This window comes from Kosakonia sp. R1.Fl, assembly GCF_023516815.1.
Taxonomy (GTDB): domain Bacteria; phylum Pseudomonadota; class Gammaproteobacteria; order Enterobacterales; family Enterobacteriaceae; genus Kosakonia.
Genome location: NZ_JAMGSQ010000001.1, coordinates 948,400 through 961,927 on the forward strand (window position 1 = coordinate 948,400; position 13,528 = coordinate 961,927).

Sequence of the window (13,528 nt, forward strand, 5' to 3'; positions counted from 1 at the left end):
ATGTATCGCGTTTTACTGGCTACTCTTTCTGAATTATGCGCGCAGGAGATCCCACCCGAGCTAAAATCAGCGGCGCCATCCGGCGTTCGTCATAATAGTTGGCTTGCCGGGCGGCTTTTGCTTAACCGCGTGATCTCCCCGTTGCCGGAGATAGTTTATGGGGAGCAGGGTAAGCCCGCGTTTGCTGGCGATCTACCGTTATGGTTTAGCCTGAGTCACAGCGGCGATCATATTGCACTGCTGGTGAGCGATGAAGGAGAAGTCGGCTGCGATATCGAAGTGATACGCCCGCGTAACAACTGGCGTAGCCTGGCGAATGCGGTGTTTAGCCAGTCGGAACACCGTGAAATCGAGCAGGAGCATCCCGCACAGCAACTGGACGCGTTCTGGCGCATCTGGACACGTAAAGAGGCCATTATCAAACAGCGTGGCGGCAGCGCCTGGGAGATCGTCAGCGTAGACAGTTGCAACCCTCTCAATCTGCACCTTAGCCATTCTCACCGTGCGGGGCTAAGTCTCGCGATCTGCACTCCCACGCCTTTTACTCTCGCTGCCGACCAGATCGAGAGCGCCGGGGAAGAAAAATAACCAGCACGCCCACCACAATGACCAGCACACCCAACGCGCCGCGCAGGGAAAACGACTCGTGCCATCCGGGAAGCCAGATGGCCGCCGCCCACACCAGAATGTAGCTCAGGCTCAGCAAGGCATAAGCCTTACTCAGCGGCAAACGGTGCAAGGCAAAGTACCAGCAAACCATTGATGCCAGATACCCAAACAGGCCCAATATCAGCGCCAGCGTCCCTTTTTGCGGTTGCAGCAGCGCCGAAACAAAAGACCAGGAAAATGTCACCGGTGGCAGCGACACCATCGCATAGCGCAACATCAGTTGTGCGCCGCTGACCAGCAACACACTGAGTAACGCCCAGTGCAGCCCCTTCATAGCGAGCTCCCCAGCAACACAATGCCAGTGATAATCAGCGCCACGCCGAACGCATGGCGAAGGCTCACAGGCTCACGCCAGAGAAAACGCGCCGCCAGCGTCACCCAGACAAAATTAAGGCTCAACATCGGATACGCCACGCCAACAGGAATGCGTTGCAAAACCAGCAGCCACAGCGCCATGCCCGCACCGAGCGCCATCAGCGCAAGCCCCAGCCACAGACCGAGATGCTTATTACGCTTATCCATCGGCACCGGGCGTGTCGCCTGCTTCTGGCACAGTTGGCCTGCGCAACTGAGCAGGCTTGCCAGCGCGAGCCAGAGCCAGCTGGTCATTGCAGCTTACTCATCATTGTGGAAAGTACTGAATAAAGACCATACGCCCCTGTACATAAACGTTGTCCGGTTTCGGTATCGGCATGCGGGTAAAGTCATCTTTTTTCGACTGGTGCAGCACCAGTGAAATCACCCCTTCCTGACGATGTTGTGACAGCCAGTCGGTGAAATCGTCTTCGCGTACAAACCGCCCTTCGCCATCAGGGTACGACATACCGTACGTTAACTCGCCGCGCGTGCCAAACAGCATGATATCTGAGCGTTTCAGCTCCCAGGCCAGACCTGCGGCAACCCCAACGTTATCGGCCAGCACATAGCGGCTCGGCGTCAGCGGCTCATTAACAAAGTTGATCAAAAATTGTGGCTGCTTGGAATCCATCACCTTATCCGGGATAACGATCCCCACCAGCAGCGCAATCGCCAGCGGGCACAGCGCCGCGTATGACCAACGCTCTGCGCTGGCTCGCAAGGTAAACAGCCCAACCAGCGCCCACGCAAGGAAAGCAAACGCCGCCAGCGCCGCTTTGTAGACCTCAATTTGCGTCCATACCGGATGTTTCAGGAAGCCCAAAGGCGACACCACCAGCGCGGCAATCACGCCAACCAGGCCAAAACCGATATTGATCCACGCATTGACGCGCAGCGCGCGCCCGTTGGTTTGCGCCATCTGCATGGCATAACGCGCCATCAGTATCGCCAGCGGCGCGAAACAGGGCAGAATGTAAGTCGGCAGCTTCCCTTTAGCGATGCTGAAAAACAGCAGCGGCATCACCACCCAGCCCAGCAGATAAAACGCCTCCCGCACGCCCTCTTTACGCGCCAGCCAGCCCGTTTTCAGCGCACCGGGCAGCAGCGCCAGCCACGGCAACGAACCTAAAATCAGGAACGGTATGTAATACCAGAACGGCGCTTTATGTTGTGCGTCCTGCTGCGCAAAACGCTGGATATGTTCCACCCAGAAGAAGTAGCGCCAGAAATCGGGTTCGCGCGATGCAATTGCCAGTCCCCACGGCAGCACCGTCAGCACGCAGCAGATCACGGCCAGCCAGCCCCAGAGCAGCACCTCTTTCCAGCGTTTGCGCACAATCACCCACGGCAGCACGCCAATCACCGGCACCGCCAGCGCAAGAAAACCTTTGGTCATTACCCCCATGCCACACGCCACGCCAAGCAGGACATAGCCGCCAAACTTACCGCGTAATGTGTTCGCCTGTGCAGCCAGCCAGAAGCTGAGCATCGCCAGCGTCATCCACAGCGTGATCATCGGGTCAAGCACCGCATAAGTGCCAATGCCATACACCAGAAACGCGGTCAGGAAGATCACCGCCGAGAGCACGGCAGTGCGTTTGTCGCGCCACATTTTCCACGCCAGCGCGCCCACGAGCAGCGCCGATACGATGATGGAGAAAACAGAACCCAGGCGCACGGAGACGTTATTATGGCCAAACAGCCACTGCGCAATGCTATTGATCCAGTAACCGGCGATGGGTTTTTCAAAATAACGCAGGCCGAGGAAATGCGGCACAATCCAGTCGCCGCTGGTGAGCATTTCACGGCTGATCTCCGCATAGCGGGTCTCATCCGGCTGCCAGAGCAGACGATATTCCAGGGGAACAACATAGTAGAGGGCGATCAGCGCAACCAGCGCCAGACCATAGTGAATGGATTTCATAACCCAGGACTCAACAGTTGTTGGCAACCCAGCCAGCCTTCCCGGCCAGCCACTTCTCCGCGTACCACTTTGCCTGCTGGTAGCGTCTCTAACGATTCCGGCAACAACTGGCTTAACGGGCAAAAAGCGATGCCTTCGCGCGCCGCCATGCTCAGCAGTTCATCGAAACCTTCCGCGCCGATAATGCCCTCCACCTCGGCGTGGATGGTATAAACCGGCGTGCCGTTATCCTGCTTCATCGCGTCGAGAATGAAGCGGTTGTAGTGCTCCGCCGCCACCGAAATGCCAACAGCCTCATCCCAGGTGGGTAGCGTGACCGGGATTTGCGGTGCTGCATAGGTGTTTTCTGCGATGAGCGGGCGAAACGGCTGCGTGCCACGACAGTCGCTGTTATAGCGGAAATTAAAATTCGATTTGGCTTTCACCACTCGCTGATCGGCGCGCCATCCCGCCACGGCGGAACAGCTCACAGACCGGCCAATAATCAGCTCCAGCGCCAGTAATCCGCGCTCAATTTCCGCTTCGAGATGGGCCTGATCCCACACGCCGCTCCAGCGCTGCCAGCCATGGTGGTCCCACGCATGCAGCCCCACTTCGTGCGCCTGCGCGGTTTTGCGGATAACGTCCGCGTTGCCTTCACCGATAAGTCTGCCGGGCCACGCGGTGCCCGCCAGTAAAATATCCCAGCCGTAGAGCGATGCCGCGCGCGAGCGCAGCATCTTCCACAGAAATTTCGGCTTAAGCAGGCGCCAGATATGGCGCCCCATGTTGTCCGGCCCGACGCTAAAGAAAAAGCTCGCCTGAATGTTGTGCTTTTTCAGTAGCTCCAGCAGGCGCGGAACGCCGTCACGCGTGCCGCGAAAGGTATCGACATCAATACGTAAGCCGACGTATTTCATGCTTATTTCTCATCCGTCAGTTCAACGGTACGCAGGAAGAAATCCAGCGTTTCGTCAATGGTCTGGCGCATATCCACAGTCGGTTCCCAGTGCAGGCAACGTTTGGCATTACGGATACTCGGTTTGCGGTGTTCCACATCCTGGTAGCCTTTGCCGTAGTAGCTGCTGCTCTCCACTTCGCGGAAACCCGCGAACGGCGGGAAGCGGTCGCGCAGCGGGTGTTTTTCAAAACTTGCCAGCAGCATCTCGGCCAGCTCTTTAATGCTCGCTTCGTTGTCCGGGTTACCAATGTTGATGATCTGCCCGTCGCAGCGCCCATCTTTGTTTTCGATAATGCGGAACAGGGCTTCGATACCATCGCTGATATCGGTAAAGCAGCGTTTCTGTTTACCACCTTCGATCAGCTTGATCGGCGAACCTTCCACCAGGTTGAGGATCAACTGGGTGATGGCGCGCGAACTACCGATACGTGCAGCGTTCAGGTTATCCAGGCGCGGCCCCATCCAGTTAAACGGACGGAACAGGGTGAATTTCAGGCCGTGCTTGTCGCCATATGCCCAGATCACGCGGTCGAGCAACTGTTTTGATACCGAGTAAATCCAGCGCTGTTTGTTGATAGGCCCAACGACCAGATTCGAGTTGTCTTCATCGAAATTGTTGTCGGTGCACATACCGTACACTTCCGATGTCGACGGGAAAATGATGCGTTTGTTGTACTTCACGCAGTCACGAATGATTTTCAGGTTCTCTTCGAAATCCAGCTCGAACACGCGCAGCGGGTTACGGGTGTATTCGATAGGCGTCGCGATAGCCACCAGCGGCAGCACCACGTCACATTTTTTAATGTGGTATTCGATCCACTCGGAGTGAATGCTGATATCGCCTTCAACAAAGTGGAAACGCGGATTGTCGAGGAAACGGCTGATCGCATCCGATCCAATATCAAGACCGAAAATCTCGTAGTTATCGTCACGCAGCAGACGTTCGGTCAAATGGTTACCGATAAAACCGTTCACGCCGAGGATCAACACGCGGGTGCGGCGTTTTACCGCCACAACCGGTTTGCTGGTCAGCAGCGCGCCAGCCACCAGGCCGAGCGATTGCGCCAGCTGTGCGCCCTGCATATACACGCCGTTGTCCATCTGACCGGTGAGGATCTCCAGCGCGCCATCGCCACAGGCCACCAGCAGCGGCGAAACAGAGAGCACAGTGCCCGCGCGAGCCGGAGCCACGTCGGTGCGTACGCGGGATTTCCAGACGATAAATTTATGCGTACCGGCATAGCTGTACGCGCCCGGCCACGGGTCAGAAACCGCGCGCACCAGGTTTTGCAGCGTTTGGGCGGGTTTTTCCCAGTCCAGACGGCCATCTTCCGGCGTACGGCGGCCATAGTAGCTGGCTTTGCTGTCGTCCTGCGCCGTTTCGCTGAAGGTTTGCGTTTTAATCGTCGGCAGCACGCCGGCCAGCATGCCTTTTGCGGCTTCCGCTAATTTGCGGTGCAGCGACAACGCTTCATCGTTCTCGGCAATGGCTACGCGCTGTTGCGCGATAATCGCGCCCGCATCCGCGCGGGAAACCATGCGGTGCAGCGTGACGCCAGTTTCGCTTTCGCCGTTCACTAGCACCCAGTTCAGCGGCGCACGACCACGGTAGGCAGGCAGCAGCGAGCCGTGCAGGTTAAATGCGCCGCTCCGCGCGGTATTGAGAATGTTGTCGCACAGTAAGTTGCGGTAATAGAAAGAGAAAATCACATCCGGGTTCAGATAGCGAATACGATCGACCCACAGCGGGTGGTTAACATCGTCAGGGGCATAAACCGGAATGCCACGTTCAGCGGCAATACGCGCCACCGAGCCGAAAAAGTGGTTTTCATTGGCACTGTCGGGATGGGTAAAAATCGCCGCAATCTCGAAACCTGCATCCAGTAACGCTTGTGTACCGACACATCCCATATCGTGGTAAGCAAAGACAACGGCTTTCATTGATTTTTTTCCTCTTGCGAAACGTCATTTTCCTGACGAACAACACGTTGAATAAAGTAGCGGGGACGCGCGCGAACATCGTTATAGATGCGCCCGATATACTCCCCAAGTAGCCCCATGCCGATAAACTGCGCGCCGATAAAGGTGAAGAGAATGGCGAAGAGCATAAACACCCCTTCTCCCGCCCACTGCGGGCCAAACGCCAGACGCAGCACCACCAGCAGCACGGCGAGCGAAAAGCCCAGCACGGCGATCACGCTGCCAAACACGCTCAGCAAGCGCAGCGGCGTGGTGGTCAGGCAGGTCACCAGGTCGTACATCAGGTTAATCAGGCGCATAAAGCTGTATTTGGAATCGCCAAACTCGCGTTCCGCGTGATGCACGGGGATTTCCACCGCGCGACGGGCGAAGGTGTTAGCGAGGATCGGGATAAAAGTGCTGCGCTCATGGCAGTGCAGCATGGCATCGACAATATGGCGGCGGTACGCACGCAACATGCAGCCGTAATCGCCCATCGCTTTACCGGTGGTGCGCTGGATCAGACGGTTGATGGTGCGCGAGGCCATTTTACGAAACAGGCTGTCCTGGCGGTTTTGCCGCACCGTGCCCACCACGTCATAACCCTCATTGGCTTTTGCCACCAGACGCGGGATCTCCTCCGGCGGGTTTTGCAAATCGGCATCAAGCGTGATGATCAAATCACCGGTGACATGGCTGAATCCGGCCATAATCGCCGAGTGCTGGCCGTAGTTGCGGTTCAGCAGCACCGCGACAACGTGGCTGCCGGGTTGTTCTGCCGCTTCACTTAACATCAGCGCAGAGTTATCGCTACTGCCGTCATCCACCAGCAAAATTTCGTAATCGATGCCCAGTACATCGCAGCTTTCGGTGGTGCGGCGAATCAACTCCGGCAAGCTCTCTTGCTCGTTGTAGACCGGGATCACCACAGAAACTTTTTCTACAGGCGGTAAATTAAACATATCAGCGCCCTGCAATGTTGCGGAGCGCGCGAATGACGCGGGTTGTGTCGTCATGGGTCATATCCGGGAAAAGCGGTAGCGAACAGATACGCGCACTGTTCCACTCCGTATTGGGTAAAGAGAGGGGGAAGCGTTCGCGGTAATACTTCTGCGTATGGGCCGCGCGAAAATGCAGGCCGGTACCAATGCCTTGCGCTTTCAGGGTTTCCATCAATGCGTCGCGGGAGATACCGCAACGTTGCTCATCGACGCGAATAATAAACAGGTGCCAGGCGTGCTGGTGCGGCCATGACGGCAAGGCCAGCGGCTGAAACGGCGTATCCGCCAGTTCCTGCAAATAACGCTGGGCGATTTCCTGGCGGCGGGCATTAGCGGCGGGCAGTTTGCCCAGTTGCACCAGCGCAATCGCCGCGTTGATATCCGCAAGATTGTATTTAAACCCTGGGGAGATCACTTCAGCCTGCGGGGCACGACCATGCGTTTGACGGTCATAAGCATCGACGCCCAGCCCGTGGAACTTCAGGCTGCGAATGCGGTTTGCCAGTTGTTCGTCGTCCGTCACCACCAGCCCACCTTCCGCACAGGTCATATTTTTAATGGCGTGGAAGGAGAAAATAGCGGTGCCGCGTGAACCAACATGCTGACCTTTGTAGTACGTTCCGGCGGCGTGAGCAGCATCTTCAATCACCGGAATGCCGTGCTTCTCGCCAAGCGCGCGAATGGCGTCGATATCCACCGGTGCACCGGCGTAATGCACCGGGATAATCGCTTTGGTACGCGGCGTGATAGCCGCTTCGATCGCTTCCGGCGTGACCATCAATGTCTCTTTATCGACATCGATCATCACCGGCGTCGCGCCGAGCAGCACAATCATATTGAGGGTGGAAACCCAGGTCAGCGACGGGGTAATCACTTCATCCCCGGAGCCAATACCGAGTGCCATCAGGGTGACGTGCATGCCACCCGTCGCCGAGCTAACGGCAATGGCGTGGCGGTTGCCCGTCAGTGTGCAAAAAGCCTCTTCAAGCGCCTGATTTTTTGGGCCTGTCGTGATCCAGCCAGATGCCAGCACTTGCTGAATGGCTGCGAACTCTTCATCCCCCATTGACGGGCGTGAGAACGGTAAAAAATCACTCATCGTTTTTCCTTGGCGTCACTGACGCGTTAACGAACCGCCACAAAGACACGTTGCGGCTAGTGAGTAAAATGGCGGATGAAAGTTAAACCAAAATATAATGAATGCGCGTTTCCTGCATTTATTATTCGTTACGGTTAGTCGGAGAATGCTACCAATTGAATATTAGGACAAGATTAAGAAAAGGGATAAATGATAAGCTTAACAAATATAAAATAATTTCTTTCAAACAATGGGTTACAAATGAAAACAGCAAAATCCTAACGTGATGAATGTCAAAAAACTGAAATATTTAACGCCTTTGCAATGTATACAAAGGCGTTAGCGTAGTTATTTAAACGGCACATCAACGAATGCACGAAAATTAATATCATTATGCAATGAATTATTTCATTCGTGACCAGCAGAATATATTAAACAGCGTGAAATTTTTATGACAAATTCTGCGGGAAGTTGGCCGGTAATTCACTGGCAGCGCAGTTAATCACGCTGTCATTATTTTCGCCGCAATCACGCACAAACGTAATGGTGGCGAACTCATCGATCACTTCGGTGGGGTAAGCCGGGCCAGCCGCGCGATAAGACTCCATCAACGGAATATGATCGTTCTGGAAGCAGACGGTTTTTTCCGGGTTATTGATAACCCAACGCGGGAAGAAAATGGTGCCGTGGAACAAGCGATCCCCAAGGTTCACAATCAGGCTGACATCGGTGCCGGTCGGTTCGGTCCAGGAAATTTTATAGATACTTTCGCCAACGCGAACAATGTAGGCCTGCTGATTTTTCACCCAACGGTTCGCCACGATACCGCTGTGGATCCGGTAATCGAGCGTCGTGGCGTTTTTCACATAAATCTCGTAGTTCCAGCCATTATCGTAGGTATAAACCAGATGTTTGCCGACGAAACCGCTCAAATCATGTTTATCAAAGGTGCTCATTTTTTACCTCCTCTGGTGGATGAAATGATCGTACGCCTGCAAAAAACGAATAAATAACGTTATATTTGCATCAAATTCATTCATTTTTTAGATGAGTTATGCATAAGACGACGCTGGAACAATGGACGCTGCTGCAAAAGGTGGTGGAGCTGGGGAGCTTTGCGAAAGCGGCGGAAGAGACGCATCGCAGCCAGTCATCTGTCAGTTACAACCTGGCGCTGTTGCAGGAGCGGCTCGGCGTTGCCCTGCTGGTACAGGAAGGGCGGCGCGCGGTGCTTACCCCGGCGGGTGAGTTGCTGCTCAACCAGGTAAAACCGTTACTCAAGGCATTCGATTGGGTAGAAACCCGCGCCGCCACGCTGCGCAATGGCATGCGCACGCGGCTTGATTTAGTGGTCGACAGCATTTTCCCCCGCGCGCGGCTGTTTGCCATTTTGCGCCAGTTTCAGCAGCGCTACCCGCAAACGCAGGTGCGGCTGACTGAAGTGCTGGAGACCGCCTCCAGCGAGTTGCCGGTGCATGCGCAAGCCGATGTCATGATATTGACCCGCCGTCAGGATATGACCGGGCGCGGCGAATGGCTGATGAATATTGATTTTGTCGCCGTAGCGCATCGCGATCACCCGCTGTGCGCGGCGGAACAGGTAAGCGAAGAGATGCTCGCCAGCTGGCCGCTGATCCGCATTGCCGAAAGCGACCATCGCCAAAGCCCGGTGGCGCAGGAGTCGTGGACATTTTCCACCATCGATGCGGCGGTGGAAGCTGTGCTGTATCAGGTGGGTTACGGCTGGCTGCCGGAGGAGCGCATCCAGCCCTTACTCGACAGCGGCGTACTCAAAACGCTGCCGCTCAGCCACGGTACGCGCCGCGCCACACCGCTGCACCTGATTGTGAAAAAAGACCTCGCGCCGCTCGATGAGCAAGTGGAGATGCTGTTGCAGTTGTTTAAGGGGTAATCTCCTACCCCTGAATTTCTTTAAGCGACCATTTACATAACACGACGCTATATACTCTAATACATATCGCTAAATTCTTAATCCAGACAGAGCGATAACCATGTCGAATAAAATCTCTTCACTGATTCTGGGCGCTACGCTGGCCTGTGCCAGCCTTTTCGCCCACGCTGACCGTACTATCACCGACCAGCTTGGCCGCCAGGTTACATTGCCGGATCACATTACCCGCACGGTGGTATTACAGCACCAAACCTTAAACCTGCTGGTGCAGCTCAACGCCGAAGACGATATCGTCGGCGTGCTCAGTAGCTGGAAAAAGCAGTTGGGGCCTGAGTTCGCGCGCTTTATGCCGGGTATCGAAAAACTGCCCACGCCGGGCGACTTAACGCAGGTGAATATCGAAAGCCTGCTGGCGCTGCATCCGCAGGTGGTATTTATCGCCAACTATGCCCCTGCCGATATGATCCAGCAGATCCAACAGGCCGGTATCCCGGTAGTTGCGGTGTCGCTGCGCGATGATGCCGAAGGTGAGAAGAACAAAATGAACCCCACCATGGCAGACGAAGAGAAAGCCTATAACGAGGGGTTGAAGCAAGGGATCCGCCTGATCGGTGAAGTGGTGGATCGCAAACAGCAGGCGGAAGCGCTGATCAACTACACCTTTAGCGCCCGTGCCAAATTTAACGCGCCGGTGACGAACATCGCCGAAGCGGACAAAGTGCGCGTCTATATGGCCAACCCGGATCTCAACACCTATGGCTCCGGGAAATATACCGGCCTGATGATGGAGCACGCCGGGGCGAAAAACGTGGCTGCCGACACCATCAAAGGTGCGCGTCAGGTCTCGCTGGAGCAGGTTATCCAGTGGAACCCGCAGGTTATTTTTGTCCAGGATCGCTACCCGGAAGTCGTGAAAGCAATTGAAAACGATCCGGGCTGGAAAAACATCGACGCGGTAAAAAACCATCGTGTCTGGCTGATGCCTGAATACGCCAAAGCCTGGGGTTATCCGATGCCGGAAGCACTGGCGATTGGCGAACTGTGGATGGCGAAAAAACTCTACCCGGCGCGTTATGAGAAAGTGAATGTGGATGCGCAGGCGCAGGATTATTACCAGCGCTTCTATCGTGTCGACTGGCGTGCCAATGCGCCCAAATAACCGTTACCCGCTGCTGCATGGCGGGTTTATTGTTCTCACCGTGTTTCTGGCGCTGAGCTCGCTGTGTCTGGGTCAGTACCGGTTAAGCCTGAGTGAAGTCACCACGCAGTTGCTCGCGTTTTCCAGCGAAGGTACCGCCGGGCAGATTATCTGGTCGGTGCGCTTGCCGCGCATCCTGTTGGCGCTGCTGGCGGGCGGCGCGCTGGGTTTGTGCGGCGCAGTATTGCAAGGTGTATTCAGGAACCCGCTGGTCGACCCGCACATTATCGGCGTCACTTCCGGTTCAGCTTTCGGTGGTACGCTGGCGATCCTGCTCGGTTTCAGCCCGCTGTTGATGATGACATCCACCTTTGGTTTCGGTCTTGGCGCGCTGGTGCTGGTGTGGCTGATTGCCACGCTCCAGGGGCGGGAAAATACGCTGATGCTAATCCTTTCCGGCATTATCATCAGCGGCTTTTTCGCTGCGCTGGTCAGCCTGATGCAGTACATGGCCGACACCGAAGAGACGCTGCCAAACATTGTTTTCTGGTTGCTCGGCAGCTTCGCCACCGCTAACTGGCACAAAGTCACACTGCTGGCGGTTCCGGTTACCCTCACGACAACCCTTCTGTTGCTGCTGCGCTGGCGCATTAACCTGCTGGCGCTGGATGAAAACGAGGCGCTGGCGCTCGGCGTGCCGATAAAGCCCCTGCGCCGTGGCGTGCTGGTGTGCTGCGCGATACTGGTCTCTTCGCAAGTGGCGGTAAGCGGCAGCATTGCGTGGGTTGGGCTGGTGATCCCGCATCTGGCGCGTCTGCTGGTCGGTGCCGATCACCGCCGTCTGCTGCCGGTTGCCTTCTGGCTGGGCGGCGGTTTTATGATTGTCGTTGATGACCTGGCGCGCACAGTAACGCAGGTGGAAATCCCGATTGGCATCATTACTGCGCTGCTTGGTGCGCCGGTATTCGCCGCCCTGCTGATACATAACAACCGCAGGAACACGCGATGAAACCACCCGCATTAGTGGTCGACGAACTGGTATATGGCCGCAAAAGCGCACTGTTCTCCCCACTCAGTTTCACCTGCCAGCCCGGTGAAATCTGGGCGGTATTAGGGGCAAACGGGCTGGGGAAAAGTACGCTGCTGGATACGCTTACCGGTGTGTTGCCTGCGCTGTCGGGCCGTTTTACGGTGCAGGGCGGCATCGGCATTGTGCCGCAATCTTTTCGCCCGGCTTTTGCCTGGAGCGTACAGGATGTGGTGCTGATGGGGCGCGCCCGCCATGTCGGGCTGTTTTCGATGCCGTCAACAGAAGATGAAAAACAGGTTGAAAACGCGCTGGCGCAGCTCAATATCCGCCACCTCGCCCGCACGCCGTTTATCCACCTTTCCGGTGGGCAGCAACAGCTGGTGATGATTGCCCGCGCGCTGGTCAGCGGTAATCACACCATTCTGCTCGATGAACCTTGCTCGGCGCTGGATCTGTCCAACCAGCAAACAGTGCTGCAACTGATAGAAACGCTTGCCCACGACGAAGGGCGCAGCGTGCTGTTTACCACTCACGATCCTACCCACGCCTTGCAGATTGCTCATCACACGCTGCTGCTATTGCCAAATCAACACTGGCTGGCGGGCGAAACACAAACCGTGCTGAGCGAAGAAAACCTGCAACGTGCTTACGGTTTACCGGTAAGGCGCATCCAGCTTGACGAGGCCCGCGCGCCCGCGCTGGTGGCGCTATTCAACCTGCGGCGGCAAAAAACCGGCGGCAGCTAACAACGCCTGGCCCTGCGCGCCAAGAATAAACTGCATCAGCGGTTCTGCTTGCGCATCCAGCAGGGCGAGTGCGTAATCACAGCGGATATTAGCCGCTGGCGGGATCGCCACCACACGCAGATCTTCCGCCTCTGCCAACAAACGGGTGTAATGCTGGTAGCCAATAAACATATCGGCGTATCCCTCACGGATCAGCCATGCGCTGGCAATCTCGCCGGGCGGCACCGTCAGGGTATCGCGCCCGCCCACCAGCGGCTGCGCGCGCTGCATCAACTGTTTGCCAAGCCCGGGGCGCAGCGCGTCGACATTGCTAAACAACTGCCAGGTGTAATCCCCTGAAGGATCGCAACCCGGCGTCGAGGTTCCCAGACGCAGCGTGAAATCTTCCAGTAATTCCAGCCAGTCCGCCTGTTGCGTACGCGCCGTGCTGCGCACCGTCAGGTTCAGGTTGTTGGCAGCAAAACGCGCTTCGCGTTGCGCGTGGCCAGCCGCCAGTAATGCACCGGGATGCGCAGTATTTGCAGAAGCGAACAACGCGCAAGGTTCACCGGCTTCAATGCGTTCACGCAGCAGACCTGCCGGGCCAAAATTCGCGGCAACCGCGATGCCGGTTTGCTCGCTAAACGCGGCCAGTAAAGGGGTAAACGCACGCTTAAGGCTACCGGCCGCCAGTACAGTCAAAGCGGGAGTCATTGATTTTCCGTTATCTCTGAACATCCGGGCATCTTACTCGCGCACAGCGATGAGATAAATCCCTGTTATAAACAGGGCCTT

The 13,528-nt window shown here is 56.2% G+C and carries 14 protein-coding genes; 5 read left to right on the forward strand and 9 right to left on the reverse strand.

Going from position 1 to position 13,528, the window contains the following annotated elements; genetic code table 11:
• On the forward strand, positions 1-588 hold the full coding sequence (gene acpT / locus M8Q36_RS04540) for a 4'-phosphopantetheinyl transferase AcpT (RefSeq protein ID WP_249880130.1): 588 nt from the start codon (positions 1-3) through the stop codon (positions 586-588).
• On the opposite strand, the gene arnF is transcribed toward acpT, so the two are convergent.
• The 8 genes from arnF to M8Q36_RS04580 all read right to left on the reverse strand — a co-directional run bounded on the left by arnF (position 542) and on the right by M8Q36_RS04580 (position 8,884).
• Complete coding sequence (arnF, locus tag M8Q36_RS04545) at positions 542-943, reverse strand: 4-amino-4-deoxy-L-arabinose-phosphoundecaprenol flippase subunit ArnF (protein ID WP_249880131.1); 402 nt, start codon at positions 941-943, stop codon at positions 542-544. The two genes, acpT and arnF, sit on opposite strands and share 47 nt — an antisense overlap.
• Positions 940-1,278 carry a 4-amino-4-deoxy-L-arabinose-phosphoundecaprenol flippase subunit ArnE gene (gene arnE / locus M8Q36_RS04550; RefSeq protein ID WP_249880132.1) on the reverse strand — a complete coding sequence of 113 codons (339 nt, stop codon included), beginning with the start codon at positions 1,276-1,278 and terminating at the stop codon, positions 940-942. Before arnE ends, arnF begins: the two co-directional genes overlap by 4 nt.
• A 13-nt stretch (positions 1,279-1,291) precedes the next feature.
• Entirely contained in the window at positions 1,292-2,950 is a 1,659-nt protein-coding gene (gene arnT, locus M8Q36_RS04555) for a lipid IV(A) 4-amino-4-deoxy-L-arabinosyltransferase (protein ID WP_249880133.1), read from the reverse strand.
• Positions 2,947-3,849, reverse strand: a complete 903-nt coding sequence (arnD, locus tag M8Q36_RS04560) for a 4-deoxy-4-formamido-L-arabinose-phosphoundecaprenol deformylase (protein WP_249880134.1) — start codon at positions 3,847-3,849, stop codon at positions 2,947-2,949. Before arnD ends, arnT begins: the two co-directional genes overlap by 4 nt.
• A 2-nt stretch (positions 3,850-3,851) precedes the next feature.
• Positions 3,852-5,831 (reverse strand): bifunctional UDP-4-amino-4-deoxy-L-arabinose formyltransferase/UDP-glucuronic acid oxidase ArnA, encoded by a 1,980-nt coding sequence (gene arnA / locus M8Q36_RS04565; RefSeq protein ID WP_249880135.1) that lies wholly within the window; start codon positions 5,829-5,831, stop codon positions 3,852-3,854.
• The gene (gene arnC / locus M8Q36_RS04570) at positions 5,828-6,811 is read right to left on the reverse strand and encodes an undecaprenyl-phosphate 4-deoxy-4-formamido-L-arabinose transferase (RefSeq protein WP_065369572.1); all 984 of its coding nucleotides are present in this window, start codon (positions 6,809-6,811) and stop codon (positions 5,828-5,830) included. Before arnC ends, arnA begins: the two co-directional genes overlap by 4 nt.
• A gap of 1 nt (position 6,812) precedes the next feature.
• The gene (gene arnB, locus M8Q36_RS04575) at positions 6,813-7,949 is read right to left on the reverse strand and encodes a UDP-4-amino-4-deoxy-L-arabinose aminotransferase (protein ID WP_249880136.1); all 1,137 of its coding nucleotides are present in this window, start codon (positions 7,947-7,949) and stop codon (positions 6,813-6,815) included.
• Positions 7,950-8,377: 428 nt separating this feature from the next.
• Positions 8,378-8,884 (reverse strand): phenolic acid decarboxylase, encoded by a 507-nt coding sequence (locus tag M8Q36_RS04580; RefSeq protein WP_045507718.1) that lies wholly within the window; start codon positions 8,882-8,884, stop codon positions 8,378-8,380.
• A gap of 98 nt (positions 8,885-8,982) precedes the next feature.
• On the opposite strand from M8Q36_RS04580, the gene M8Q36_RS04585 reads away from it, so the two are divergent.
• From M8Q36_RS04585 to M8Q36_RS04600, 4 genes are all read left to right on the forward strand, one after another.
• Positions 8,983-9,840, forward strand: a complete 858-nt coding sequence (locus M8Q36_RS04585; protein WP_020455614.1) for a LysR family transcriptional regulator — start codon at positions 8,983-8,985, stop codon at positions 9,838-9,840.
• A gap of 100 nt (positions 9,841-9,940) precedes the next feature.
• Positions 9,941-10,999, forward strand: coding sequence for an ABC transporter substrate-binding protein (locus M8Q36_RS04590; RefSeq protein WP_249880137.1), 1,059 nt, complete (start codon positions 9,941-9,943; stop codon positions 10,997-10,999).
• The gene (locus M8Q36_RS04595; RefSeq protein ID WP_249880138.1) at positions 10,986-11,987 is read left to right on the forward strand and encodes a FecCD family ABC transporter permease; all 1,002 of its coding nucleotides are present in this window, start codon (positions 10,986-10,988) and stop codon (positions 11,985-11,987) included. The genes M8Q36_RS04590 and M8Q36_RS04595 overlap by 14 nt, the downstream gene beginning before the upstream one ends.
• Positions 11,984-12,754, forward strand: a complete 771-nt coding sequence (locus tag M8Q36_RS04600) for an ABC transporter ATP-binding protein (protein WP_249880139.1) — start codon at positions 11,984-11,986, stop codon at positions 12,752-12,754. Before M8Q36_RS04595 ends, M8Q36_RS04600 begins: the two co-directional genes overlap by 4 nt.
• Here M8Q36_RS04600 and M8Q36_RS04605 read toward each other — a convergent pair.
• A complete protein-coding gene (locus M8Q36_RS04605; protein WP_249880140.1) occupies positions 12,716-13,447 on the reverse strand; it encodes a substrate-binding domain-containing protein in 732 nt (243 codons plus the stop codon). The two genes, M8Q36_RS04600 and M8Q36_RS04605, sit on opposite strands and share 39 nt — an antisense overlap.
• Positions 13,448-13,528 lie beyond the last annotated feature (81 nt).

Bases quoted from the DNA above. Each gene is read 5' to 3' on its own strand.
- acpT (WP_249880130.1), top strand. From the start codon at position 1: ATGTATCGCGTTTTACTGGCTACTCTTTCTGAATTATGCGCGCAGGAG.
- arnF (WP_249880131.1), bottom strand. From the start codon at position 943: ATGAAGGGGCTGCACTGGGCGTTACTCAGTGTGTTGCTGGTCAGCGGC.
- arnE (WP_249880132.1), bottom strand. From the start codon at position 1,278: ATGACCAGCTGGCTCTGGCTCGCGCTGGCAAGCCTGCTCAGTTGCGCA.
- arnT (WP_249880133.1), bottom strand. From the start codon at position 2,950: ATGAAATCCATTCACTATGGTCTGGCGCTGGTTGCGCTGATCGCCCTC.
- arnD (WP_249880134.1), bottom strand. From the start codon at position 3,849: ATGAAATACGTCGGCTTACGTATTGATGTCGATACCTTTCGCGGCACG.
- arnA (WP_249880135.1), bottom strand. From the start codon at position 5,831: ATGAAAGCCGTTGTCTTTGCTTACCACGATATGGGATGTGTCGGTACA.
- arnC (WP_065369572.1), bottom strand. From the start codon at position 6,811: ATGTTTAATTTACCGCCTGTAGAAAAAGTTTCTGTGGTGATCCCGGTC.
- arnB (WP_249880136.1), bottom strand. From the start codon at position 7,949: ATGAGTGATTTTTTACCGTTCTCACGCCCGTCAATGGGGGATGAAGAG.
- M8Q36_RS04580 (WP_045507718.1), bottom strand. From the start codon at position 8,884: ATGAGCACCTTTGATAAACATGATTTGAGCGGTTTCGTCGGCAAACAT.
- M8Q36_RS04585 (WP_020455614.1), top strand. From the start codon at position 8,983: ATGCATAAGACGACGCTGGAACAATGGACGCTGCTGCAAAAGGTGGTG.
- M8Q36_RS04590 (WP_249880137.1), top strand. From the start codon at position 9,941: ATGTCGAATAAAATCTCTTCACTGATTCTGGGCGCTACGCTGGCCTGT.
- M8Q36_RS04595 (WP_249880138.1), top strand. From the start codon at position 10,986: ATGCGCCCAAATAACCGTTACCCGCTGCTGCATGGCGGGTTTATTGTT.
- M8Q36_RS04600 (WP_249880139.1), top strand. From the start codon at position 11,984: ATGAAACCACCCGCATTAGTGGTCGACGAACTGGTATATGGCCGCAAA.
- M8Q36_RS04605 (WP_249880140.1), bottom strand. From the start codon at position 13,447: ATGACTCCCGCTTTGACTGTACTGGCGGCCGGTAGCCTTAAGCGTGCG.